A 25,497-nucleotide genomic window follows, 5' to 3' on the forward strand; every position below is an offset into this window, starting at 1 on the left:
CGTTGGCTGTGAGCGCGTGAGCCCTGACTGACAGTCGCGGTCGCATCCGAGCCTGGAGTTCCTGGGAACATCCCAGGGCTCCAGGCTTTTTCATTGGGAGGCTCTGGCCTCCGCTGCTTCCGGTGCAGCAGTGCCGCCCGAGCCGTCCGGCGTTAAGCAATACGGGACGTTCCAGAAGCCTTTGTCACAGCTGACGCCCCGCGTTAGAGGCTTCCTGCTTGACCCTGCTTTTGACCCAACCCTACAAGGCCCGCGTCCCATGGCGACTCCCGATCGGTTCCCCCTCCCCCAGGTCTCCGAGAGCACTCGAAAGCCCGAGTGGTTGAAGGTGCGGCTGCCCCACGGCGAGGGGTACGAGCGGGTCAAATCCATTGTCCGTCGCACGAAGCTGTCCACGGTGTGCGAGGAGGCGCGCTGCCCCAACATCGCCGAGTGCTGGGGCGGTGGCACCGCCACGGTGATGCTGATGGGCGAGGTGTGCACTCGCGCCTGCCGCTTCTGCCACGTGAAGGTCGGCGCGCCGCCGCCGCTGGACCCGATGGAGCCCATCCACCTGGCCCAGGCCGTCAAGGAGATGGACCTGGAGTACATCGTCGTCACGTCCGTGAACCGGGATGACCGGCCGGATGGCGGCGCCAGCCACTTCGCCTCGGCCATCCGCGAGCTGCGCCGCGAGTCTCCCAAGACGATCGTCGAGGTGCTCATCCCCGACTTCAAGGGCGTGGAGAAGGATCTCACCACCGTGGCCGAGGCCCGGCCCCACGTGGTGGCCCACAACGTGGAGACGGTGGAGCGCCTCACGCCCACGGTGCGCGATCGCCGCGCGACCTACCGGCAGTCGCTGCGCGTGCTGGAGTACCTGAAGAAGCGCCCCGAGGGCCTGTACACCAAGAGCTCCGTCATGGTGGGCCTGGGCGAGACGGACGCCGAGTTGGAGCAGACCTTCAAGGATCTGCGCGAGGCGGGCGTGGACGTGCTCACGCTGGGCCAGTACCTGCAGCCCTCGCAGTACCACCTGCGCGTGGAGCGCTTCGTCTCTCCGGCGCAGTTCGAGTCCTACAAGAAGCTGGCCGAGTCCTACGGCTTCCTCTATGTGGCCAGCGGTCCGCTGGTCCGCTCCAGCTACCGCGCCGCCGAGTTCTTCATGAAAGGCCTCATGGAGCGCGAGCGGCTGGAGCGCATCGGTTAGCGCCTCTTCGCAGTCCCATTCACCGAGTCCCGTTTCCCCCGCGAAGGACGGAACCCTCATTCCCATGGCTCTCTTCGAATTCAAGCTCCCCGACCTCGGCGAAGGCGTGATGGAAGGTGAGCTCGTCAAGTGGCACGTGAAGGAAGGCGACGCCGTCAAGGAAGACGACGTGATCGCCGAGGTGATGACCGACAAGGCCACCGTCACCGTGCCCAGCCCCAAGGCCGGCCGCGTCCTCAAGACGCACGGCAAGGAGGGCGACATGGCCAAGGTCCACCAGCTCCTCGTCACGCTGGAGGTGGAGGGGGCCGCTCCCGCTCAGGCAGCGGGTCATGGCGCGCATGGCGGCAACGGTGCGGGCACGTCCTCCGCGGCGAAGTCCGAGTCCGTGGCGGCGAAGAACGGCACTGCGCCCGCGACCAAGGTGCTGGCCACGCCGCTCACCCGCCGCATGGCTCGGGAGCACGGGTTGGATCTCGCGGAGATCTCCGGCTCCGGTCCGCAGGGGCGGGTGACGAAGGCCGATGTCGTGGCGGCGCTGGAGGGCAAGGGCTCGGGTAACACCGTTACCGAGGCTCCGGCTCCGGCCCCGACCCCGGCTCCGGCTCCTGTGCAGGCCCGCCCGTCGGCTCCTCCTCCGGCTCCGCTCGCGGCGGCCCGTGGCGACGAGCGGGTTCCGATGCGGGGGCTGCGCAAGAAGATCGCGGAGAAGATGGTGCGGTCGAAGTTCACCATGCCGCACTTCGCCTTCGTCGAGGAGGTGGACGGCACGGACCTGGTGGCGCTGCGCAAGCGCCTCAACAAGCAGCTCCAGGCCGCGGGCGATGACGTCAAGCTCACCTACCTGCCGTTCATCGTGAAGGCGGTGATCGCCGCGCTGAAGAAGTTCCCCCACCTCAACGCCAACTTCGACGAGGCGGCGCAGGAGCTGGTCGTCCGCGGCGAGTACAACATCGGCATCGCGGCGCAGACACCAGACGGGCTCACCGTGGCGGTGGTGCGCAACGCGGACCGGTTGACGGTGCGCGATCTGGCCCACGAGATCGCCCGCTTGGGGACAGCTGCTCGCGATCGGAAGCTGAAGATGGAGGAGCTGACCGGCGGCACGTTCACCATCACGTCGCTGGGGCAGAGCGGCGGCCTCTTCGCCACGCCCATCATCAACCACCCCGAGGTGGGAATTCTGGGGGTCCACCGGCTGCGCAAGCGCCCTGTTGTCAAGGACGACCAGATCGTCGTGCGCGAGATGATGAACCTGTCGCTGTCGTGCGACCACCGCGTGATCGATGGCTCCGTGGCGGCCGAGTTCGTCTACGAGGTCATCAAGTATCTCGAGACCCCGGACATGCTGTTCCTGGCGATGACCTAGCTCGACGGGCGGGCCTGTGGCCCGTGGCCGGGTTACGCTTACCCCATGGCCAATCCTCGCGAACACATCCGAGCCGCCCAGGCGGCGGAGCTGAGGGCCGACAAGGCCGGTGCCATCGCCGAGCTGTGCAAGGCGGCCGAGCTCTACCGGCAGTCGGGCAACCTGGTGCGGGCGCTCCAGTTGCTGCGCCATGCCCAGAGCCTGGACCCGAGCCGGGACGATGTGGCCGAGGAGCTCATCCGGCTGGAGATGGAGGCGGAGGAGTCGAGCGCTGGGGCGTCTCCAGGGGAAGACTTCGAGTCTGGTGGCCGTGTTCGGGAGCTGAGGTCGGCTCCCGAGGAGCTGGCCGAGCGTCAGCGGCTCATCGATGCGGCGTTGAGGCAGCAGGAAGGCGTCTCGGGGGACGGAGGCGAAGCCGAGGATGAGGTGAAGCGCTGGAGCGTCGAGGCGGGCGCCAATCGTCCCGTGGATCTCCAGGACGCGAGTCGGCGGGCGCTCGACTGGGCCCTTCGGAATGCCCAGGAGGAGGAGCGGGCTCCGCGTGAGTGGTCGGTCGAGGAGGAGGACTCGCAGGGGGATCTCGAGCTGCGCCCGGTCGCGGAGCCTGAGCCTCGAACGGAGAGCCCGCGCCATCCCGGCAGCTCGGTGACGCATGCGGCCGCCTCCGTGGCGCTGGAGGTGAGGCCTCTCGTCGAGGGCGGTGTGACGGCCCTGGTGGCGGATGTGCAGGTCGATTCCTACGAAGCCGTCTCCTCGCATTCGGTTCCTCCCGAGTTCGGGTCTGACTCCGAGGAGGGCACTCAGGGAGACGGGGAGCGCGCCGAGGAGCGTTCGCTGATCGAACGGGGACCGACCCGAGCCGATCCCGCCATCGATGCCTGGTGCTCGTTCTGCTGCCGCCCGGGTGTGGAGGTGGGGGAGTTGGTCGCGGGTCCCACGGGCTCCTTCATCTGCGCTGGGTGCGTGATGGAGTCGCGGGGACTGCTCTCGCTGGAAGACATGAGCGCGGTGCGTCCTCGGGCCTCGCGGCGCAAGGAGGCCCAGGGCGAGGGGATGCCCTTCATCGGCCAGCAGGAGGCTCGCGCGCTTCTGGAGCGGGCCTTGGAGGCGGGGGCCCGCCGGCTGCTGGTGGTGGGCCCAGAGGGCTGTGGGAAGACCGTCTGGTTCCGGGAGCTGGCGCGCGAGGATCGGGGGACGATCGCGACGCTCGACACGCTGGAGCAGGGCGGTGGCGGCTCCCTGGTGCTCGTGGAGGACGTGGAGCGGTACATGCCCGAGGACTGGGCGAGGCTCAGCTCCTTGATTGCGCGCTACCCGGAGCGAACGGTGCTGATGAGCGCGCGTGGCACCTTGGAGGCTCCCAGCTTCGTGCTGCATGGCGCGTCGGGCAGCCTGCCGGTGTTCACCACCAGCGCCCTGTCCGCGGCCGTGCTCGACTCGGTGCCGCTGGAGCTGCTCGAGCAGGTCCAGGTCTCCATCCCGCTCCAGGTGCCCACCGAGGTCGAGTTCCTGGAGATCGCCCGGCGGCGCTTGGCCCTGCGCGGCTCGGAGCTCGCCTTGTCCGAGCCGGTGCTCGCCGCCTTTGCCGCGGAGGCTGTGCGCTCGCCTCGGGCCGGACACGAGCTGAGCGCGCTGCTGACGCGTGTGCTGGCGGGCTCCTGGAGCCTCGCGGGGGAAGAGAAGAAGGCGCGGACGAAGAAGGTGGCAGGGAAGGGTGCGGCGACGAAGCCGGGCCGGCGAGGCCGGCGGAAGGGTTCGGTGTGAACACGCTCACGGTCTACAAGCTGGGCCGCGTGGAGTACGAGGATGGCCTGACGCTCATGCAGCGCTTCGCGGAGGCGCGGAAGCAGGAGCTCATCGGAGACTCGCTGTTGCTGCTGGAGCATTCGCCCGTCCTCACGCTCGGGCGAGGCGCGAAGCGGGAGAACGTCCTCGCCAGTGACGAGCTGCTGGCTTCGGAGGGAGTGGACCTCTACCAGACCAACCGCGGAGGAGACGTCACCTACCACGGGCCGGGGCAGGTGGTCGGCTACCCCATCTTCCTGCTGCCCAAGGAGCGCCAGGATGTGCGGCGCTACGTGCGAGACGTGGAGCGCTGCGTCATCGACTCGCTCGCGGAGTACGGGCTCCATGCCGGCATCATCCCCAAGTGGCCTGGGGTGTGGCTGGGGCAGGAGGGTGCACCGGACACACGGAAGATCGCGGCCATCGGCATCCACATCTCCCGTTGGCTGACGACGCACGGCTTCGCGCTGAACGTCAACACGCACCTGCCGCACTTCAACCTGATTGTGCCGTGCGGCATCCGCGAGGCGGGGGTCACCTCGATGAAGCGCGAGCTGGGCCACCTCGTCTCCGTGCCGGACGTGGAGGACACGCTCGCCCGTCACTTCTGCTCCGTCTTCGAGAGCGAGCGGCGCGAGTCCGGCGTCTCCGTGCGCACGGTCAGCATCACCGTGCTGCGAGGGCACGGTCCCGAGGCCCGGGTGCTGATGGTGCGCCGCATTCCCGAGCGCGGAGGCTTCTGGCAGACGATCACGGGCCGCGTGGAGCCGGGCGAGTCTCCAGAGCAGACCGCCGCGCGAGAGCTGAAGGAGGAGACCGGCCTGGACGTGCCTGTGCGCGCGCTGGACTACCGGCACGCGTTCGCGCTCGGAGAGATCCTTCCGCCGATGCTGGTGGAGGAGACGGCCTTCGTCGCGTGGTGCCCGGAGGGGCACGAGGTGCGGCTCAGCGCCGAGCACGACGCCCACGAGTGGGTCAGTCCGAACACCGCGCTCGAGCGGCTGGAGTACCGGGGCCTTCGAGAGGGAGTGAAGCGCGCCGTGGCGCTCCGGGGGGAGTTGACAGGGGGGTGACCTCGCCCTCAAGCTTTCCATTCCCTCCTCCACTCGATCTGCTCACCATGTCTTCCGACGGCCAGGAGGTGCGGACCTCCAGTGCGGCCCAGCGACTGACCATCGACGGCCGCGCGGTGCGCACCCGCCAGCGGTTGCATGCCCTCGTCACGTTGATCGTGCCGTTCCTGGGGAGCGGCGTGGCCCTCGTGGGCGCTTTCCTCCATGGGTTCAAGGCTGTGGAGATCGCGCTGCTCGTGGGGATGTACGCCGTCACGATGATGGGCGTGGACGTGGGCTATCACCGGCTCTTCTCGCATCGATCGTTCAAGGCGCATCCGCTTCTTCGAGCGATGCTCGCCGTGTTCGGGAGCATGGCGGCGCAGGGGCCCGTCATCTACTGGGCCAGCAATCACCGCCTCCACCACGCGCGAAGTGATAGCGAGGAGGATCTGCACTCGCCATATTTGGATGAGCGCGGCCAGCAGCGGGGAGTCGTCTCGGGGCTCTGGCATGCGCACGTGGGGTGGATGTTCGGCCACGCGCCGGCCAACCCGATCCGGCTCGCCAAGGATCTGCTCCGCGACACGACGCTGACCCGGATCAACCAGCTCTATTACCTGTGGGTGCTGATCGGCCTGGGCGTGCCGACGCTCATTGGAGGGCTGGTCGCGGGCTCCGTGTCCGGCGCCGTGTCGGGCCTGCTGTGGGGAGGGCTGGTGCGAATGTTCCTCGTGCAGCACGCGACGTTCGCGGGGAACTCCTTCTGTCACGTCTTCGGGACGCGCCCCTTCCAGACGGGGGATTGGAGCACGAACAACCTCTGGTTGGTGATCCCCACGTTCGGAGGGGCCATGCACAACACGCATCATGCCTTTCCCAGCTCGGCGTTCGTCGGGTTCCGGTGGTGGCACTTCGATCTCGGGGGTGGGCTGATCCGAGGCTTCGAGCGTGCCGGGCTTGCCTCCGACGTGAAGGTGCCTCCGCCCGAGGCTCGGCACCCGTGGGACGGCGTGGAGCCTCGCGGCGAAGCAGGGACTTCGGTGGGCTAGCCGGACATGCAGGGAGGGAGCCGTGCAGCTCGATAGATCGAAGAAGCTCCACGCGATCGGGGTGGTCGTCCTCTCCCTGGCGGGCTCGGTGGCCGCGCTGGTGACCAGCCTTCGCTGGGGCATCGGCCCGGTCGAAGTCGGGCTGTTCTGCCTCATGTATTCGCTGAGCATGGTGGGGATCACCGTGGGGTTCCACCGCTACTTCGCCCACCGCTCTTTCGAGGCTGCTCCGTGGATCCAGGCCGCGCTGGCCGTCTGTGGCTCCATGGCTTGCCAGGGGCCGCTCATCTACTGGGTGGCGAACCACCGGACCCATCATCGCTTCACGGACGTGGCGGGGGATCCCCACTCTCCCTATGTCCATGGCGACAAGCCCCTCGGGAATCTGCGAGGCCTGTGGCATGCGCACCTGGGCTGGACCTACAGCCACGAGATCCCCGACACCGTGCGTTATGCGAAGGACTTGATGCGGTCACCCGCCATCCGGCTGTGGAGCCGCTTCTACTTCCTCTGGATCGGCTTGGGGCTGGTGGTACCGGCGCTGCTCGGAGGGCTGCTCACCTGGAGCTTCGCCGGAGCGCTCCAGGGACTGCTGTGGGGTGGATTCGCTCGCATCTTCGTGGCCTATCAGATCAGCCTGGCCATCGGCTCGATCGCGCACAGCCATGGCAGCCGTCCGTTCGCCATTCGAGGGAACAGCGCCAACAATGCGCTGCTCGCGCTGCCGACCTTCGGCGAGGGCTGGCACCAGAACCACCATGCGTTTCCATCCTCGGGGGTGTTCGGGCTCGAGTGGTGGCAGCTCGATCCGGGGGCGATCGTGCTCCGGGGGCTCGAGGGGCTCGGTTGGGTCTGGAACGTCAAGCGGCCCCCGGCCAGTGCCATTGCTTCCCGGAGTGCCGTTCCTGAAGAGGCTTGGGGTTCGGAGGAAGGCTCTGCCGAGCGGGCGGCGCGCTCCGTGGCGGCGGGTGAAGCACGGCTCCCGAGATGAATGGAGGAACGTCGAATGTCGAAAGAGCAGAGTCCTGGGGTGTCGGGGCAGCCCTCTGAGGGAGTGCCCGATGCGGCGGCCGTTCAGCAGTGGCTGGTGACGTACATCGCCGATCTGCTCGAGTTCGAGCCCTCGGAGGTCAACCCCAAGTTGCCGCTGGGGCGCTATGGCCTCGACTCGACCGCCGCCGTCGCGCTCACGGGCGATCTCGGGCAGTGGCTCGGGTGTGAGATCAACCCCAAGCTCCTCTACGAGTACAAGACGATCGAAGCCCTGGCCGAGTTCGTCACCGCGAACCGCGCGAAGCTGCGCAAGCCGGAGAAGTGAGATGGGGGACTCGATGGGGACTGTGCTCGAGGTCCTGGAGCACCGCGCTCAGGCCCATGGAGAGCGCACGGCCTTCCTGTTCCTCGAAGAGGGGGAGACCGAATCGGCCCGCCTGAGCTTCGCGGAGCTGCGAGCGCGCCATGCGACCGTGGCGCGGGCGCTCCAGAGGGAAGGGCTCACGGGTCGGCGCGTCCTACTCTTCTACCTGCCGGGGCTCGACTTCGTGACAGCGTTCTTCGGCTGTCTCGCCGCCGGAGTGATCCCCATCGCGGTTCCTCCTCCGCTCCCCACCGAGCGGACTTCGCGGATCCAGGCGATCGTCGATGATGCCCACGCCGCGGCCGTGCTGACCGCGGGGGATCTGCTGCCGATGCTCCAGGCGTGGCTCTCGCAGAGTGAGCAACTGGCTGGACTGCCGCTCATCGCCACCGATGCGATGGACAGCGGACCGGACTCGCCGGGTGAACACCGCGTGAAGCCCGAGGACCTGGCCTTCCTCCAGTACACCTCGGGTTCGACGCGCCTTCCTCGGGGCGTCATGGTCAGCCATGCCAACCTGATGGCCAACATGGAGTGCATCCGGCGGCCGCTGCTGCTTGGCGAGCAGAGCGTCTCGGTGACGTGGCTGCCGTGCTTCCACGACATGGGCCTCATCAACGGAGTGCTCGAGCCCGTGTACGCTGGTTGTATCAGCGTGATGATGTCTCCGTTGGCCTTCATCCGCCGGCCCCGGCGGTGGCTCGAGGCGATCTCGCGATACAAGGGAACCCACTCGGGTGGGCCCAACTTCGCCTACGATCTTTGTGTCCGGAAGATCCCGCCTCGGGAACGGGAAGGGCTGGACCTGGGGAACTGGGTGCAGGCCTATCTCAGCGCGGAGCCGATCCGCCGTGACACGCTGGAGCGCTTCCAGGATGCGTTTGCGCCTCAGGGCTTCCGCCGCTCTGCCTTCTACCCGTGCTACGGCCTGGCCGAGGCGACGCTGGCCGTGACAGGAGGTCGGCTCGATGCGGAGCCCATTCTCTGCACCGTCGACAACGTGGCGCTCGAACAGGGGCGGGTGGTGGAGGTGCCCGAGGGCGCTTCGGGCTCGACGACCATCGTCGGGTGTGGCACGGCGGGCCTCGATACGGAGGTGCTGATCGTTCATCCTGAGACCCGGGCCCGTGTAGCTCCTGAGCAAGTGGGAGAGGTCTGGGTGAGAGGCCCTGGCGTCGCGGGGGGCTATCTCGGGCGTCCTGACGAGTCAGCGGAGACGTTCGGGGCGCACCTGGAGACAGGGGAGGGGAGCTTCCTGCGCACGGGGGACTTCGCCTTCAAGAAGGGCGAGGAACTGTTCGTGGTGGGGCGCCTGAAGGACGTCCTCATCATCCGTGGCCGCAACTACCACCCTCATGATCTGGAGTGGTCCATCGGCCAGAGCCACCCCGCGCTGCGAGCCGGGTGCGCCGCTGCCTTCCTCGTCGAGGACAAGGGGACGGAGAAGCTCGTCATCGCCCAGGAGGTCCAGCGCGAGTTCCAGGAGTCGCCGCCCGTGGAGGAGATCGTGGGCCAACTGCGGCAAACGCTCTCGGAGGAATACGGGCTGCAACTGCACGTGGCGGTGCTCGTGAGGACCGGTGGCATTCCGAGGACCTCGAGCGGGAAGATCCAGCGCCGCCAGTGCCGCTCCATGTTCGAGGCGGGAGCACTCGACGAACTCGCGCGAGGTTGAGGTCCCCCCTCGGGGCGCGGTCTGGACCAACTGGTAAGCTGGTTGGACCAGTTGGCGCAAACCCGGCCCGCCCCGGCCCCACCCCGGTTTCTTCCTGTGCCCTCCACCGGACCTTTTCCCCTCTCTCCGATCGATCACCTTTTCGTCGGCCATGCCTTCTCGGCCGTCCTGGAGTACGGGGAGCACCTCGATGCGGGCCGGCTCGAGGCGTCCCTGTCCACCGTGCTCCAGGGGTTTACGCCCCTCGCGTGTCATCTCGTCGAGCTGCCGGATGCCCGCCTGGGGTTCGCACCGTCGCAGGTCCCGTCCCAATGGATCGAGGTCCGCGAGACACCCCGGGCGCCCGGTGAGCTGAGTGGCCCGGAGTCTCTGGGGGAGTTCGTTCCCCGGCTGGCAACGGGGCTGGAGCAACCGCTGCTGGGCGTCCGCCTGACGCGGATGCCCTCCGGCAGCATCCTGAGCGTGACCGTGTCGCACGCTGTGACGGATGGCCACGGCTTCTTCACGTTCTTGCGAGCGTGGTCACGGGCGACACTCGGCCGCACCGCTGATGCGCCCACCTGGGATCGGAGCGTGCTGGCTGCCGGACTCCAGTCGAGAGAGACGGCCATCAAGCCGGAGGACGTCTGGCGCAGGACGGGCTTCACGTGGAGCCCTGGGACGAGAGCCGTGGAGTCTCCCCAGCCCGCCACCTTTGGAGTGCGGAGGGTACCGCCAGCGCTCGAGCCTTCCTCCGGAGGCCCGACGCTTTTCGAGAATGACCTGCTCTGTGCCTGGCTCCTCAAGACGTACGCGCACGTCCTCGCCGGACCCGAGGGGCTCGCGTTGTCCGTTCCCATCGACTACCGCCGCAGCTACGGAGGGCTGCCCCAGAGCTATTTCGGGAACGCCGTGCGGGCCGCACCGCTGTGGCTCGACCGAGAGCTCCTTGAGCGCGAGTCGATCCCCGAGCTCGCTGCACGGGTGCAGGAGTCCGTTCGTGCGGTCCTCGATGAGCGTGGCGCCCGTGACTCGCTCGAGTGCCTCGAGCAGCTCCGAAGAGAGCAGGGGCCACGGGTCTTCGAGGACGTCCACCTGGCCGACCCTCGGAACGGGTTCCTGGTGACCAACGTGTCCCGCCTTCCTTTCGGAATGCTCGACTTCGGCAGGGGGCCGCCGCTGCGGACCCTGCTGCCAGCCGTCGAGTCACGCACTGCCGCCATCCAGCAGACCGACGAAGGGTCCGAGGTGTCCTTGATCCTGCCGGAGGCGAAAGCCTGAACTGGCGGCTCAGCGCTCCGGAGTGAAGCGCACCGGCATCTCCTTGATGCCGTTCACGAAGTTGGACCGGACCCGGCGGATGGGCCCACTCGGCTCCATGTCCGGGAAGCGGCGCAGCAGCTCCTGGAACACGACGGTCAACTGCAGCTCCGCGAGCCGCCAGCCCAGGCAGAAGTGCAGTCCATGACCGAAGCCCAGGTGGGGCGGCTGGCCGGCGCGTGTCACGTCGAAGCGCTCGGGCTGCTCGAACACTTCTTCGTCATAGTTGCCCGAGAGGTACCAGAGGACGACCTTGTCTCCCTTGGCGATGCGCTGCCCAGCCAGCTCGGTGTCCTCGGTGGCCGTGCGGCGAGAGTGGAGGAACGGAGACACCCAGCGGACGATCTCCTTCGCTGCCTGGGGGATCAGCGCTGGGGTGTCCAGCAGCCGCTGCCGCTGCTCGGGATGCTGCGAGAGGGCCACGAGCCCTCCCGCGATGGAGTTCCGCACCGACTCGTTCCCAGCGACCACCAGCAAGGAGAAGGTGGCGTAGTACGCCGGCACGGAGATGACGTCCCCCGTCCCCTCCAACTCAGTGTGCACCAGCATCGAGACCAGATCGTCCCCGGGCCGCCGCAGCCGTTCGCGCCACAGCTTCTGCGCGTACGCCCGCATCTCCTTCAGGCACTGGTGGATGTACTCGCCCGGCTTGCGCAGCTCCGGATCGCTCTCGCCAACGAGCGCATTGGACCACTCGAACAGCCGGGGCCTGTCCTCGGGAGGCACGCCCAGCAGCTCGGCGAGGACCTGGATCGGCAGCTCCGCGGCCACGGAGGAGATGAACTCGCACTCCCCGCGCCGGGCGATGCGATCGAGCAGCTCCGTCGCCCGAGCCCGGATGCTAGCCTCTAGCCCGCGAATGCGCTCGGCGTTGAACCCGGGAGAGACAAGGCCGCGGTAGGTGCCATGCTCCGGCGGATCCAGCGTGAGCATCGTGGGCCCGGGGCCCTTGAGGATCTCCGCGTTGGCCTCGTCGTGGATGCGATGGCCGCCCAGGTGCCACGCCGAAGAGAAGAGGCGAGGGTTCTTCGACACCGTGGCGATGTCCTGGTACCGGAGCACCGACCAGAAGCCGTGCCCATCAGGCCCCAGGCTCCACGCGACGGGGCGCTCCTTGCGCAGACGCGCGAAGAGCTCACGAGCCTCGTTGCGCTCGTAGAGTTCCGGGTTCGCCAGATCCGTGCTCAGGGGGCCGGTGGAGTCGTCCATCCCCGCTCCCTTCCTAGAGCTTGAGGATCATGTCCTCTTTGGCGGCGATCACCTCGGGGCGGTGCTTGCGCACCTGACGCACCAACCGGTCCATCGCCGCGTCGTCGCGCGTCGGATCATGGTGGAAGAGCACCAGCGTCTTCGCCTGGGACTCGTTCGCCGCGCGCACCGCGGCCTGCCACGTGGAGTGGCCCCAGCCCGTGCGCGGCGGACCGTGACGGCCGCAGTACTCGTCCTCGGTGTACATCGAGTCGTAGATGAGCAGGTCCGTGCCCCGGGCGAACTCGAAGAAGCGCTCCTCGTCTCCGCCGCCGTGCTCGATGTCCGTGGCGTACACCACCGAGCGCCCGTCACACTCCACGCGGTAGCCCAGGTTGCCGCCCGGGTGGTTCAGCTCCAGCGTGCGCACCTGCGCCGGGCCCACGGTGATCTGCTCGCCGGCCTGGATGTCGTGGTACTCGAGCCGCGCTCGGAACACGCCCTCCGCCGTCACCGGGAAGTAGGGCTGCGTCATCTGCCCCGCGAGGATCTGCTTCACCGACTGCCCGTTGCGCGCGGCCCCGTAGAAGGTGAACGCGTTCTGCGGGACGAAGATGGGCGTGAAGAAGGGCAGGCCCTGCAGGTGATCGTAGTGGTAGTGCGACAGGAACACCGAGGCGCTCACCGGCTGCCCCGAGGCCAGCAGGGCGTCGCCCAACGGCCGTGCGCCCGTGCCCAGATCGAAGACCAGCAGCTTGTCCCCCACGAGCATCTCCACGCACGGGGTGTTGCCGCCGTAGCGCCGGGTATGCGGGCCCGGTGAGGGAATGGAGCCACGCACGCCCCAGAACCGGACGTGGAAGTGCGTCTTCGACGACGTGCCCTTGGCCCCCTTCACGGCGGCCTGGACCCGGCGCGCCGCCTGGCGGGCGCGGAACTTCAGCGGCTTGTCAGCCGGCTTTGGCTTCGGTGTCTTCCTCGGCGAAGAGCTCAATCAGGTGCCCCGTGCGCTCGCGCTTGGTCTTCAGGTATCCGACGTTATGCGGATTGTGCTCGGTCCGGGAAGGGATTCGACGCCGCACCGGGATGCCTTCCTCCACCAGCCCCGCGATCTTCAATGGATTGTTCGTAATCAGGTCCACCGACGGCACATCCAGGGACCTCAGCATCTCCGCTGCAATATCATAGCTGCGAAGATCATCCGCGAAACCCAATTGCCGGTTGGCCTCGTAGGTGTCGTACCCCTTGGCCTGCAGGGCATAGGCCTTGATCTTGTTGCCCAGGCCGATGCCGCGACCCTCTTGACGCAGGTACAGCACCACCCCACACCCCGCCTGGGTGATGAAGTCCAGGGCCCGGTCCAGCTGCTCGCGGCAGTCGCACTTGAGGCTGCCGAACACCTCCGAAGTCAGGCACTCGGAGTGCACCCGGACGGGGACCCCCTCCTTGCCTGCTACCTCGCCCACGACGATGGCCACGTGCTCACGGCCGTTGCGCCGATCCCGGAACACCACCGTCCTCAGCACTCCCCGCTCGGTCGGAATGTCCGCCTCGGAGAACCGCTCCAGGTTCTGGGTCGGCTTGCGCGAGGGGAGCACCTGGGGTGGACGCGTGTCGGACATGGGAAACCATTCTCCCGGGATGAGGCCCCCTTTTCGGGGGTCGTTGGGGTTCAAGTCAAGTGTGGCCCAGCGATCCAACAGGTTGGATGTAGAGGACCCTCAGGAGTTGCTCAAGCGATCCAGGAGACAGGCAAGAGGACGACATGTTCCCCATGAGCCAGGCTGCTCGCCTCGCGGGGGAAGTGGAGCAGGTGGGTGGCCGAGGCCGCTGATCGCAGCGCCCCAGACGTCTGGGTAGCGAGCGGGCGGGCCCACAGCTCTCCGTCTCGCCAGATGGCTGCTACACGGATGTAGTGCGCCAGCCCGGCGGACTTGCGCAACGAGCCATCCAGGCGGCCGGACACCCGCGCAGGCTCCACGTCCGTGTGCCCGAGCAGCTTGCGCAGCACCGGGCGGACGAACAGCTCGAAGGTGACCAGGGAGGAGATGGGGTTGCCGGGCAGCCCGAAGTACAGGGTGTTGCCGCGCCGCCCCACGGCCAGCGGCTTGCCGGGCTTGATGGCCACCCGCCAGAAGTTCATCTCCACGCCCTGCTCATGGAGCGCCGCCTTCACGAAGTCGCGCTCGCCCACGGAGACACCCGCGCTGGTGATCACCACATCGAACCCCTGGGCATCCGCCAGGCGCGCGGACACCTCTTCTTGCGTGTCCCGGGCGATGCCCAGCAGCGTGGGGATGCCTCCGGCCCGAGCCACCGCCAGCGCCAGCGAGGGCGCGTTGGTGTCGACGATGCGGCCTTCAGGGGGCTCGTCCGCGCGGCAGAGCTCGTCGCCCGTGGAGAGGATGGCCACTCGAGGCCGGCGCGGCACCGGCACCGTGAGCATCCCCTGGGCGGTGAAAAGTCCCAGTTCCGGGATGCCCAGGGGGGTGCCTCGCGCGAGCAGCGGCTCTCCGGCCCGAGCGTCCTCACCTCGGGGGCGGACGAAGGTTCCGGGCGGCACGGCCTCGAGGATCTCCACGGCCGGGCCCTCGGCGCCTTCGCTGGCGATGGCTCGGGTTCGCTCCTGCATCACCACCGCGTCCGCCCCAACGGGCAGCGGCGCACCCGTCATGATCCGGGCACAGACACCTGGGCGCAGCTCCACCTCGGGCATCTCCCCGGCGTGGATGATCTCCCCCACGGCGAGGCGGACGGGCAGAGGGCTCAGGAGATCGGCGCTACGCACCGCGTAACCGTCCATGGCCGAGTTGTCCCACGGGGGCAGCGTGCGCTGCGCAGTCACATCCGCGCCCAGCGCGCGCCCCAGCGCCTCGTCCAGGCGCACCCACTCCACGGCAAGAGGGGAGGCCAGGGCGAGCGATCGGGCCCGCGCGTCCTCCACCGATAGCAGCTCGTTTTCAGCGCTCATGGGGTGCACTGAGATCGAAGTCTCTAGGAAATTCAAGACTTTGTTTGACAGTCCCATGGATCATCGTTACAAGCGACGTTGTTCGCGTGACACGCCCCCCCGCCAGGGGAGATCCGCCAACCCGTTGAAATAACACGGGATCCAAGGAGACAGCGTCGATGGCCAAGCCCAAGTCTGGGGCCAAGAAGGCGACCCCCGCTGCCAAGAAGGACAAGGCTGCGCGGCTGGAGCTTCTCAAGAACGCGAGCGAGCGGGTGGCGAAGGCGGCGACGAAGGTGGCCAAGGCCGTCAAGGACAAGGTGGCAGAAGTGACGAAGGGTAAAGTGCCGGCGAAGAAGGCAGCGCCCAAGGCCGCGGCGAAGAGTGCCGCCCCCAAGGCCGCGGCTCCCAAGAGCAAGACCGCCAGCAAGGCAGAGTCCGCTGCGAAGGCCGAGACGCCCCCCAAGGGTGAAAAGGCCGAGACCAAGGGCGAGAAGGCCGAGGCCAAGACCGAGAAGGCCGAGGGCAAGGCGAAGGCTCCCGCGGCAGGTAAGGGCAAGGGCGCCGCGGCTCCGGCAGCCCCTCCTCAGGAGAAGCCCCGTCCCCGCGCCACCAAGCTCCCCCCGGTGGGTGACGCGCTCACCAAGCGAGAGATGGAGCAGTTGCTGTCCGCTGGCGAAGGCCGCGGCGTGTTCGGCGAGGGCAGCCTCAAGGGCCGGCTCGTCGTCACCGACGGCATGCCGAACCTGCTCGTCGTGGGCCGGGACAAGCGCGAGCTGACGTTCCTGCTGCAGGGCCCGGATCAGGAAGTGCTGCCCGCCTATGTGGACCACAAGGTCTCCGTCAGCGGGTTGATCCGCAAGACGACGAACTACGGCGGCACGGTGGATGTGCGGAAGTACTCGGCGAAGAAGCCGGAGGCCGAGGCCCCCGCGCCCCCGCCCGCCGAGACCGAGGCCAAGCTTCGCTTCCTGTCCCCCGGCGAGGTGTCCATGGTCACGAGCGCCGGCATGGGCTCGGGCATCAAGGGCTTTGCCTCGCTGCGCGGCAACCTGGAGATGACGGGCGAGGACTTCGTGCTCGTGGTCTCCAACGCCGGCACGCGCCAGCAGGTGTCCTTCATCTTCGAGGGCAAGGGCACCAAGGGGATGCGCAAGTACGTGGGACAGCTGCTCTTCATCACCGGTGTGGTGGAGAAGTCCTCCGGCTGGGGCGGCAGGATCATCGTCGAGAACTTCGAGCCGCGTCCGCCCGAGGCGCGCGTGTCCCGCGAGGACATGGAGATCGTCCACGTGGAGGGCGAGGTGCCCACCTCCGTGGACGTGAAGCTCAACCACGGCCTCACCGTGCGCCTGCAGGAGCAGCCCGGGTATACCTGGGCCATCGAGCCCACGGCGGCCAAGCGCGTGGGCCTGCGCGAGGCTCGGTACGAGCCGGGCGAGGCGGGCGCCGTGGCCACCCGCGAATTCTTCTTCACCCCGCGCAACCCCGGCACCTCGGAGATGGAGTTCTTCCTCGCGAAGGCCTTCACTCCGGGCGTCGTGGAGCGCTCGTTCAAGATCAACGTGACGGTCAAGCCTTGAGCGCTGGGCTCGGACCTGGAGCAAGCCAGGGACCGAGCACGGCTGCCTGGGGGGTTCCTGTCCGGCACGTCCGGGCCTACCCGTTCCAATGAGCGGGAAGGCCCGCGACCCGACACTTTGTGACTCCTTCCTCTGAGCAACTGAGACAGATCCTCGCCGATGCCGATCACCCCCTGGGGGTGAAAGAGCTGCTGCGGCTGGCGGGGATGCACCCTGGAGAGCAGACAACCCTCAAGCGCACCTTGCGGGAAATGGTCCGCCAGGGAGAGATCCTCAAGGAGGGCAAGCGCTTCCGGCTGGAGCAGCGGCGCGCCGAGTCCTCCGAGCCCGAGCGGCGCAAGGGGCGCAAGGGCCCTCTTCCCACCCGTTCCGAGCCCACCCAAGTGGAGGGCATCCTCACCGTCCACCGCGACGGCTACGGCTTCGTCCGCCCATTGTCCGGAGAGGGCGACGACGTGTTCCTGCCTCCCGCGGAGGCCTCGCGCGCGCTGGACAACGATCGCGTCCTCGTGGAGGTGGCGGGGCGTCCGGGGCGGCTGGAGGGCCGTCTGGTGGACGTGGTGCAGCGGCGCCGCGAACTCGTCGTGGGCGTTTACTCGGAGCTGGGAGCGCGGCACGCGCAGGTGGTTCCCAACGACAACAGCCTGCAGGGGCCCATCCGCGTCCCTCGTACGCAGATGGCACGTCCTGGCGACCTGGTGAAGGTGCGCCTGGGCGTGGGCGCGGGGATGCTGGAGGAGGGCGAGGGCCTCATTGGCGAGGTGGCCGGGTCGCTCGGCCGGCCGGGCGATCCGAGTGCCGAGGTGCTCTCCATCGCCTATGGCCAGGGCTTCAACGACGAGTTCCCTCCCGAGGTGATGGACGAGGCCGACCGCGTGGGCCCCGCCGTCTCCGAGGAGGAGTCGCGAGCAGAGGGGCGCAGGGATCTGCGCTCCATGCAGCTGATCACCATCGATGGCGAGGACGCGCGGGACTTCGATGACGCGGTGTACGCCGAGCCTCATGGCTCGGGCTGGCGGCTGGTGGTGGCCATCGCGGATGTGACGCAGTACGTGCGCGAGGGCCAGCCGCTGGATGCCGAGGCGCTGCGCCGGGCCACCTCGGTGTACCTGCCGGATCGCGTGCTGCCCATGCTCCCGGAGCGGCTGAGCAACGGCATCTGCTCGCTGCGGCCGGACGAGGATCGGCTGTGCATGGTGGCCGACATGGTGTTCGACGCGCGCGCCCACCTGCGCTCCTATGAGCTCTACCCGGGCGTCATGCGCAGCGTGGCCCGGTGCACGTACAACGAGGTGCAGGACGTCCTGGACGGCAAGGACGTGCCTCACCGCAACGCGCTGCGTCCCCTCTTCGAGCGGCTGCTGGTGGTCTCTCGTGCGCTTCGAGCCATGCGCAAGGAGCGGGGGGCCATCGACTTCGATCTGCCCGAGCACAAGGTAATGATGGGCGAGGACGGCATGCCCGCGCGCATGGAGAAGCGCGAGCGCAAGGAGAGCCACCGCCTCATCGAGGAGTGCATGCTGGCCGCCAACGAGGCGGTCGCGAAGTTCTTCCAGGACGAAGGGCTGCCCACCGTCTACCGCTTCCACGGCGAGCCGGACGAGCAGAAGCTGGCCGCCTTCGCCGCGCTGGCGCAGGCCTACGGATTCAAGCTGCGCTTCGAGGACGGGGTGTCGTCCAAGGAACTGGACGCGTTCATCTCCCAGCTCGAGGGCCACCCGGAGCAGCGCGCGCTGAACCAACTGCTGCTGCGCTCGATGATGCAGGCGGTGTACTCGGCCTCGCGGGTGGGGCACTACGGCCTGGCGGCCGAGCACTACCTGCACTTCACCTCGCCTATCCGCCGGTACCCGGATCTGCTCGTGCACCGGCTGCTCAAGGCGCAGTGGGCGCGCAAGGGCAAGAAGCGCTCGCAGGCAGCGCTGGAGCGCGAGGAGTCCCTGCTGGAGGAGATGGCCGAGCAGAGCTCCGAGCGCGAGCGCGCCGCGATGCAGGTGGAGCGCGAGGTCGTCTCCTTCTACGCCACGCTCCTCATGAAGGACCGGGTGGGCGAGGAGTTCGACGCCACCATCTCCGGGCTCGCGGAGTTCGGCTCCTTCGTGGAGCTGGACACCGAGCATGTGGAGGGCCTCATCAAGCTCGATGCGCTCGGGTTCGGCGGGAAGCTGGACAAGATGCTGCACGCGCTCGTGTTCTCGGACGGGCGGCGCATCCGTGTGGGCCAGAAGTGCCGCGTGCGCCTGACCTCCGTGAGCACCGAGCGGCGGCAGATGGACTTCGAGCCCCTGGAGATCGAAGGCCGGCCCGTGGCGCGCCGTGAGCGCGCTCAGCGCCCGGAACGGCCGGGTTGGCAGCCCACGTCTCGTTTCGAGGAGGAGCCGCGGCAGGAGCGCGCCCGTTCTCCCGGGAGCCGGTTCGGGGCTTGGAGCCCGGACGACGCGGCGCCTCGGTTTGGCGTCGTCAGCGAGGAGAAGCGCCGTCGCTTCGTCCGAGACGGCCAGCGAGAGGAGGCGGCGCCAAGCAAGGTCGACCGCAAGCGCTGGAAGAGCGAGCGCGGTGCCGAGTGGGAGCAGGCACCCCGGCGCCCCGAGCCGCGAGAGAAAATCTCGGAGCAGCCAGAAGCCACGGGGCGCAGGCGCTTCATCGTGCGCCCAGCAGAGTCAGCCCAGCGGGAGCGTGACGCCGAAGCGTCACAGTCTCCCTGGAGCCCCGAGCCTCATCCCATCGCCGAGGGCGATCCGCTGGCGGCCTTCATGGCGGATGCACCTCCACCGGCTCCTCCTCCCGGGTTCGATCGCTTGCGTGCGCTCGCAGCCCGGCGTGGTCGCACGAGTGAGGAGGGCCGCCCCGCTGGAGGCCCTGCCGGTGCGCAGGAGGCTCCTCCCCGCGAGAGATGGGAGAAGCGACCTGCCCACAATGCCTCGCCCGGGGGCAAGAAGGCGAGCCGCGCCGCGCCCGCGGGCAAGAGCAAGGGCTCGGGAGGCGGCAAGCCGCAGAAGGCTCGAGGCAAGTTCAAGCCTGGGCGAAGGAAGCGCTGAGCCACCCTCGCGTTCGGGGCAGGGACTGGATCCTGCCCAAGGTCAGGGAGCGTCCTGGAAGAGCTGTTCGTAGTCCACGACGCGCATCCGTGTGGTGATGGCCCGGTAGGACACCCCGTTGTGCGTGCACCGGCTGTAGAAGGGCATCAACAGCTCGGGGGTGCAGTGCAGCCAGCAGGCGCCGACGAATTGCATGGGCTCGCACTGCTGCGCTGAACTCATCCCCGCGCAGGCCCGAGTGAGGTACGCGCTGTCGCTGCTGATGAGCCGGTCCACGCCGAAGAAGAGCCCCTCGTCCGTGAAGAGGTTGCCGAAGAAGCAGGCCTCCCGGACGCTCAACGTCGCGAGTTCCTGGATGCTGTAGGGGATGAGCTCTCCGTGCGCATCCCGGCCCAGCACCGAGATGGGGATGCTGAGCCCGTACCGGTTCACATGCGCCATGAGGCACGCGGTGATGACCTGCTGCTCGGCCGTAGTGGCGGGCGCGCCGGCCGCCCAATCCGGAGCCAGCCCCAGGTTGCCGCTCCAGCTATAGCTCTGACCCGTCTGCGGATCCGTATAGGAGCGCGTCTCTCCCGCGGGCACGGCGCACCGGACGATGTAGCGCATCACCATGTCGCTCAGCGCGGGATTCGTCGCGAACCAGGACGCGAAGTTCTCCGCGGACAGGCCATTGGCACTGAGCCCGTTGGCCGAGAGTCCGTTCGCGCTGAGCCCATTGGCTGAGAGTCCATTCGCGCTGAGCCCGTTGGCCGATAGCCCGTTCATCGAGTCGAGTTCCTGGCTCCGGGTGCTCGGTGAGAAGGGCTCGGGCTCCTCCTCCGCGGGGCCACAGCCCGACGCTGCCAGCAGCAGCATCACGGCCAGGGCCCACCTGCTTGCTCCTTTCGCACGGACTCGGACTCCCGCGCGGCTCAGGGTCTGGGGGGTCATCTCTGTCATGGGGGTCCTTTCAGCTAGACAAGATGGCGACCGTGACACGGTAATGAAGGGCGGTCCGTTTCCAGGGTGATCGGGTTTTCGTTTCCGAACGTGAGAAGCGTGCGGTGCTCAACAGCCCGCCGATCCTCCGTCCAGTTCCCGATAGCGGGGGATGCCTGTGGCCCGCGGATGCCTCTCTTGTGGAGAGCCCCACGGCACTGTTCCGGGTGTCGGGTCCCGTCGGGCTCGAAGCCGGTCATGAACGCTCTCGCCAGGCCCATGGAAGCCCCATCCGGCACGGTGGCCCTCGTCTTCACCGACATCCAGGGCTCCACCTTGCTGTGGGAGCGTTGCAGCACGGGCATGCGCCTGGCGCTGGAGCTGCACGACCGCATCCTCCGCACCCTGCTGGGAACCACCTCGGGCTACGAGGTGAAGACGCAGGGCGACTCCTTCATGGTCGCCTTCCCCACGGTGTCGGACGCGATGCGCTGGTGTCTGGACGTGCAGGAAGTGCTGCTCAACGCTCCTTGGCCGGAGGAACTGCTGGCTCAGCCCGAGGGGGCGGTGGAGCGAGGGCCGCATGGGCTCTTGTTCCGGGGCCTGCGCGTGCGCATGGGCGTGCACGTGGGCGAGCCCGAGCTGCGCGTGGATTCCCGCACCGGCCAGGTGGACTACGTGGGCCGGATGGTGAACGTGGCGGCCCGCGTGGCGGATGCGGGCCACGGCGGCCAGGTGCTGCTGAGCGGCGCGGCGTGGGCCCAGGTGGCCGGCATGCTGGAGCGCCTGGGGCGGCCCTCGGTGCGCGTGCTCGGCAACTTCCGCCTCAAGGGTATCTCCGAGCCTGTTCCGCTCCTGGAGGTGCTGCCCCTGTCGCTGGCGGAGCGGCGCTTCGAGTCCCTTCGCGTGCAGGAGGAGCGGCGCGGCAACCTCCCCGAGGATGCGGGGGACTTCATCGGCCGCGAGGAGGAGCTGGACACGCTGCGGCTGTGGCTCTCGGAGGGAGCGCGGCTCATCACGATCATGGGGCCGGGGGGCATGGGGAAGACGCGGTTGGTCACCCATTTCGGCAGCCTCGAATTGGGCACGCGCTCCTGGGAGGGCGGCGTGTGGTGGTGCGATCTCACCGAGGCGAAGACGCTCGAGGACATCTGCCACGTCGTCGGGCAGGCGCTCGGGGCGCACCTGAGCAGCGGTTCGGGGGAGGATTTGGTGGGCCAGTTGGGGCGCGCGCTGAGCGGGCGCGGGCCCGCGCTGGTCATCCTGGACAACCTGGAGCACCTGCTGGAGCACGTACCGGCCACGCTCCGGCGGTGGATCGTCCTGGCGCCGCAAGCGCGTTTCCTCGTGACTTCGCAGGAGTCCCTGCGCCTGGCGGGAGAGCGGATCCTGGATCTGGCTCCGCTGGGGCTGCCGGACGAGTCCGCGCGCACGCTGGAGGCGATCTCCCGCGCGGAGGCGGTGCGCCTGTTCGTCCGCCGGGCGGAGGTGGCTCGGCCGGGCTTCGAGCTGACCGAGTCCGAGGCGCCGCTGGTGGCGGACATCGTTCGGCGACTGGATGGGATTGCCCTGGCCATCGAACTGGCGGCGGCGCGCACGGCGCTGCTGGGCGTGGGGCAGATCCGGGATCGGCTGTCCAAGCGCTTCGATCTGCTGCGCAGCGGGCAACGGGACGCGGTGGCTCGGCAGGCGACGCTCCGAGGGGCGATCGACTGGTCGTGGAACCTGCTCGATGTGACGGAGCAGGCGGTGTTGGCGCAGTGCTCGGTGTTCCGAGGAGGCTTCACCCTGGAGGCGGCCGAGGCGGTGCTCGCGCCGGTGGCGGGCGGGCCGGACGTACTCGAGAGCGTCCAGGCGCTGCGGTCCAAGTCACTGCTACGGGCAGGGGCCTCGGAGGCGATGCCGGGCGAATTGCGCCTCGGCATGTACGAGAGCATCCGTGAGTACGCCTCTGCCCGGTTGGCCGAGACAGAGGACAGCGCGGCGCTCATTGGCCGCCAGGCGGATTTCTATTTGTCGATGGCACGGGAGCTGCGTGGTCCGGCACGTGGCGGAGGAGTGGAGGCGCTCCGCCGGCTGATGCTGGAGCGGGAGAACCTGCTGGCCGTGTGCGATCACGGGCTGGCTTCGTGGCCGCCGACTCCCGAGTCCGTGAAGCGATCGCTGGATGCGTTGGTGGCGCTGGAGCCGGACATCGCCTCTCGCGGGCCGGTGGGCATCACCCTGCCGCGGTTGGATCGGGCGCTGGAGCAGGCGTCGACGCTCTCCCAGGACTCGCTGCTGCGCGCCGAGGCGCTGGCGGTGCGAGGCCGGGCCTGGCTGGAGACGGGGCAGCTCGCGGCGGCGCGCAGGGATCTGGAGCAGGCGCGTGCCTCGTTCCGGACGCTGGGCGCGGGAGTGCAGGAGAAGCGGATCCTGGTCGATCTGTCGATCGTCGCCCGGCATGAGGGGCACGTGGACGAGGCCTGGCGCTTCATCCAGGAGGCACGGAGCCTGCCCTCGGGACGGGACCGGTGGCTGGAGGCCTATACGGTTGGGAACCTGGGCATCATCGAGCAGGTGCGCAGTGGCCCGGGAGCGGCAGTGCCTCACCTGCATGCGGCGCTGGGGTTGTTCCGGGCGGTGGGAGATCTGACCTTCGAGGTGCTCTTCCTCAACAACCTGGCGTTGGCGATTGGTGAAGCCGGCGGCACGGCCGAGGCGGTGCGCTTCTTGGAGGAGGCGCTCGCGAAGGCTCTGGGCGCGGGCAGCCGCTCGGGGCAGGCCTTCGCGCGGTTGAACCTGGGCTGTTGCCTGCTGGATGCGGATCGCCCCTCCGAGGCGAGTGAGCACCTGGAAGCCGTGGTGGAGCTGGCTCGGCAGTTGGGCATGCGCATCGTTGAGGGATGCGCCTGGGGTGAGCTGGGCCGGGCCTTCCTGGACTCGGGAGTGCTGGAGGTGGCCGAGACCTACTTGATGAGCGCCACGTCGATCTTGACCCAGGTGTCTCGTTGGCACGCGCTGCGGTTCTCGCTGCATCTGGCGGCGTCCCAGGCTTCGCGGGGCGCGGTAGAGGAGGCCCGGAGGAGCTTCTCGGCGTTGGGCTCGGCACCCGAGCTCGAGAACGATCCGGTGCTGCGCGAGCTGGCATCTCTGCTCCGGGCGACGCTGGATCTGATCGCGTTGCGCGCGGCAGCTTCTGGGAGCCCGGAGGCGGAGCAGAGCAGGGCGGAGGTCCACCGTCGGCTGGAGCGCGCGCGGCACGTTCCGCTCGAGGGGGCCTCGTCGGACTTGCGCGGCTGGCTGCGGATCCTTGAGGCGGAGCTGCGCACGTTGAAGGCGTAGGAAGAGGCTACAGCGCGCCCCGCGCGCTGATATGCAGGGCCTATGACCGATAACGTTCTCTCGGTCCAGCAACTGCGCAAGCAGTACGGCGCCACCGTCGCCGTGGACGGCATCTCGTTCGAGGTGCGACGCAACGAGATCGTCGGGCTGCTGGGGCCCAACGGAGCAGGGAAGACCACGACCATCAACATGGTCCTCGGCGTCCTCGAGCCGAGCGCCGGGTCCATCCACATCGAAGGCGTGGATCTCTCGAAGCGGCGCTCCCAGGCGCTTTCGTGCACCAACTTCGCCGCGGTCTACGCGCCGCTGCCCGGCAACCTCACCGTCCAGCAGAACCTGCGCGTCTTCGGACTCCTCTACGGTGTGAAGAAGCTCTCCGAGCGCATCGAGACGCTGCTCACCCAGTTCGATCTCCAGAAGTTCCGGGACGTGAAGTGCGGAGTGCTCTCCTCGGGAGAGCAGACGCGCGTGGCCCTGGCCAAGGCCATGCTCAACAGCCCACGGCTCCTGCTCCTGGACGAGCCCACCGCCTCGCTCGATCCCGCGACGGCCCAGGACATCCGCGCTCGGATCCGCGAGTTCTCCACGAGCGGTTCCAGCGGTGTGCTGTGGACGTCGCACAACATGTACGAAGTGGAGGAGGTCTGCGACCGCGTGCTCTTCGTCTCGCGCGGCAAGGTGCTCCTCGAAGGAGACCCCAAGACGCTGCCGCGAGAGCACGGCAAGGCCACCCTCGAGGAGCTGTTCATCACCGTGGCGCGAGAGCCGCTCGCGCTGGCCCAGAGCTGAGCATCATGTCCATCCAACGTGCCGCCGCCATCGTCCTGCGTCAGTTCTTCCTCATCCGCGGGAGTCTCTCGCGCATCTTCCCGCTCTTCGTCTGGGTGGCCATCGACATCATCCTGTGGGGCTTCATCACCCGGTACTTCAGCTCCTTCTCCGCGCCGGGGCTGAACCTGCTGCCCTCGCTCCTGGGCGCGGTGCTGCTCTGGGACTTCCTCACCCGAGTCATGCAGGGCGTGACGATGGCGTTCTTCGAGGACGTGTGGTCGCGCAACTTCCTCAACGTCTTCGCGTCGCCCATCCATATCTCGGAGTACGTCGGCGGGCTGGTGCTCTCCAGCATCGCGACGAGTTCCGTTGGCCTCCTCGTCATGGTCGCCGTGGCCAGCGCCGCATTTGGCCTGTCCATGTTCTCCTACGGTGTGCTGCTCGTGCCGTTCCTGCTCGTGCTGTTCCTGTTCGGGATCGCGCTCGGCATCTTCGGCAGCGCGGTGGTGCTGAGGCTCGGGCCGTCCGCGGAGTGGTTCGTCTGGCCCATCCCCGCCGTGATCTCCCCGTTCGCGGGAGTCTTCTATCCCGTCTCGACGCTCCCACCGTGGATGCAGCTCATCTCGCACCTGTTGCCGCCGTCCCATGTCTTCGAGGGCATGCGGACGATCGTCGCGGGAGGCTCCTTCTCGGGCACCACGCTGCTCTGGGGCATGGGATTGGCGGTGATCTACATCCTGCTTGCCTGCGCGTTCTTCATGAGCGTGTTCCGGCATGCCGTGCGCACGGGCCTCATTGCCCGCTACAGCGCCGAGAGCGTGAGCTAGTGGAGTGTCCGACAAGTCATTCGACATAGTCGTGGGGAATGAATAGCTCTGGTGGATGAGGAGACGACCGCCGCACCTGATCCATCTGGTCCCCGAAGAAGCAGCGTACTTGGAGAG

Annotated in this window: 19 protein-coding genes; 14 read left to right on the forward strand and 5 right to left on the reverse strand. The window is 68.3% G+C overall.

The window, feature by feature from the left end; genetic code table 11:
* Positions 1 to 259: 259 nt before the first annotated feature.
* From lipA to KY501_RS03450, 9 genes are all read left to right on the forward strand, one after another.
* Positions 260 to 1,189 (forward strand): lipoyl synthase, encoded by a 930-nt coding sequence (gene lipA / locus KY501_RS03410; protein WP_224361028.1) that lies wholly within the window; start codon positions 260 to 262, stop codon positions 1,187 to 1,189.
* Positions 1,190 to 1,253: 64 nt separating this feature from the next.
* Complete coding sequence (locus KY501_RS03415; protein ID WP_224361029.1) at positions 1,254 to 2,558, forward strand: dihydrolipoamide acetyltransferase family protein; 1,305 nt, start codon at positions 1,254 to 1,256, stop codon at positions 2,556 to 2,558.
* 45 nt (positions 2,559 to 2,603) lie between these two features.
* Positions 2,604 to 4,322: a ClpX C4-type zinc finger protein gene (locus KY501_RS03420; protein WP_224361030.1), complete on the forward strand. Its 1,719-nt coding sequence runs from the start codon at positions 2,604 to 2,606 to the stop codon at positions 4,320 to 4,322.
* Positions 4,319 to 5,416, forward strand: coding sequence for a lipoyl(octanoyl) transferase LipB (lipB, locus tag KY501_RS03425; protein WP_224361031.1), 1,098 nt, complete (start codon positions 4,319 to 4,321; stop codon positions 5,414 to 5,416). Before KY501_RS03420 ends, lipB begins: the two co-directional genes overlap by 4 nt.
* Before the next feature lie 47 nt (positions 5,417 to 5,463).
* Positions 5,464 to 6,447 (forward strand): acyl-CoA desaturase, encoded by a 984-nt coding sequence (locus KY501_RS03430; RefSeq protein WP_224361032.1) that lies wholly within the window; start codon positions 5,464 to 5,466, stop codon positions 6,445 to 6,447.
* Between the two features lie 22 nt (positions 6,448 to 6,469).
* On the forward strand, positions 6,470 to 7,438 hold the full coding sequence (locus KY501_RS03435) for an acyl-CoA desaturase (protein WP_224361033.1): 969 nt from the start codon (positions 6,470 to 6,472) through the stop codon (positions 7,436 to 7,438).
* Positions 7,439 to 7,453: 15 nt separating this feature from the next.
* Positions 7,454 to 7,765 carry an acyl carrier protein gene (locus KY501_RS03440; protein WP_224361034.1) on the forward strand — a complete coding sequence of 104 codons (312 nt, stop codon included), beginning with the start codon at positions 7,454 to 7,456 and terminating at the stop codon, positions 7,763 to 7,765.
* Between the two features lies 1 nt (position 7,766).
* Positions 7,767 to 9,479, forward strand: coding sequence for a fatty acyl-AMP ligase (locus KY501_RS03445; protein ID WP_224361035.1), 1,713 nt, complete (start codon positions 7,767 to 7,769; stop codon positions 9,477 to 9,479).
* 96 nt (positions 9,480 to 9,575) lie between these two features.
* Positions 9,576 to 10,739 carry an acyltransferase gene (locus KY501_RS03450; RefSeq protein ID WP_224361036.1) on the forward strand — a complete coding sequence of 388 codons (1,164 nt, stop codon included), beginning with the start codon at positions 9,576 to 9,578 and terminating at the stop codon, positions 10,737 to 10,739.
* Positions 10,740 to 10,748: 9 nt separating this feature from the next.
* Here the strand turns inward: KY501_RS03450 and KY501_RS03455 are convergent, their stop codons facing one another.
* From KY501_RS03455 to KY501_RS03470, 4 genes are all read right to left on the reverse strand, one after another.
* Positions 10,749 to 11,987 (reverse strand): cytochrome P450, encoded by a 1,239-nt coding sequence (locus KY501_RS03455; protein WP_224361037.1) that lies wholly within the window; start codon positions 11,985 to 11,987, stop codon positions 10,749 to 10,751.
* Between the two features lie 13 nt (positions 11,988 to 12,000).
* Complete coding sequence (locus KY501_RS03460; RefSeq protein ID WP_304608590.1) at positions 12,001 to 12,960, reverse strand: MBL fold metallo-hydrolase; 960 nt, start codon at positions 12,958 to 12,960, stop codon at positions 12,001 to 12,003.
* Positions 12,917 to 13,588: a GTP cyclohydrolase II gene (gene ribA / locus KY501_RS03465; protein WP_224361038.1), complete on the reverse strand. Its 672-nt coding sequence runs from the start codon at positions 13,586 to 13,588 to the stop codon at positions 12,917 to 12,919. Before ribA ends, KY501_RS03460 begins: the two co-directional genes overlap by 44 nt.
* A gap of 110 nt (positions 13,589 to 13,698) precedes the next feature.
* Positions 13,699 to 14,937 (reverse strand): molybdopterin molybdotransferase MoeA, encoded by a 1,239-nt coding sequence (locus KY501_RS03470; RefSeq protein WP_224361039.1) that lies wholly within the window; start codon positions 14,935 to 14,937, stop codon positions 13,699 to 13,701.
* Positions 14,938 to 15,095: 158 nt separating this feature from the next.
* Between KY501_RS03470 and KY501_RS03475 the strand changes: the two genes are divergently transcribed.
* Entirely contained in the window at positions 15,096 to 16,499 is a 1,404-nt protein-coding gene (locus KY501_RS03475) for a protease inhibitor I42 family protein (protein WP_224361040.1), read from the forward strand.
* 119 nt (positions 16,500 to 16,618) lie between these two features.
* Positions 16,619 to 19,537, forward strand: coding sequence for a ribonuclease R (gene rnr, locus KY501_RS03480; RefSeq protein ID WP_224361041.1), 2,919 nt, complete (start codon positions 16,619 to 16,621; stop codon positions 19,535 to 19,537).
* A 42-nt stretch (positions 19,538 to 19,579) separates the two neighbouring features.
* Here rnr and KY501_RS03485 read toward each other — a convergent pair whose 3' ends face one another.
* Positions 19,580 to 20,479 carry a hypothetical protein gene (locus KY501_RS03485; protein ID WP_224361042.1) on the reverse strand — a complete coding sequence of 300 codons (900 nt, stop codon included), beginning with the start codon at positions 20,477 to 20,479 and terminating at the stop codon, positions 19,580 to 19,582.
* A gap of 237 nt (positions 20,480 to 20,716) precedes the next feature.
* Between KY501_RS03485 and KY501_RS03490 the strand changes: the two genes are divergently transcribed.
* The 3 genes from KY501_RS03490 to KY501_RS03500 are packed head-to-tail and all read left to right on the forward strand — an operon-like array spanning position 20,717 to position 25,380.
* Positions 20,717 to 23,782 carry an adenylate/guanylate cyclase domain-containing protein gene (locus KY501_RS03490; RefSeq protein ID WP_224361043.1) on the forward strand — a complete coding sequence of 1,022 codons (3,066 nt, stop codon included), beginning with the start codon at positions 20,717 to 20,719 and terminating at the stop codon, positions 23,780 to 23,782.
* A 42-nt stretch (positions 23,783 to 23,824) separates the two neighbouring features.
* Positions 23,825 to 24,571 (forward strand): ABC transporter ATP-binding protein, encoded by a 747-nt coding sequence (locus KY501_RS03495; protein ID WP_224361044.1) that lies wholly within the window; start codon positions 23,825 to 23,827, stop codon positions 24,569 to 24,571.
* A 5-nt stretch (positions 24,572 to 24,576) separates the two neighbouring features.
* On the forward strand, positions 24,577 to 25,380 hold the full coding sequence (locus KY501_RS03500) for an ABC transporter permease (RefSeq protein ID WP_224361045.1): 804 nt from the start codon (positions 24,577 to 24,579) through the stop codon (positions 25,378 to 25,380).
* Positions 25,381 to 25,497 lie beyond the last annotated feature (117 nt).

The sequence above is a fragment of the Hyalangium versicolor genome, from assembly GCF_020103695.1.
Lineage (GTDB): Bacteria > Myxococcota > Myxococcia > Myxococcales > Myxococcaceae > Hyalangium > Hyalangium versicolor.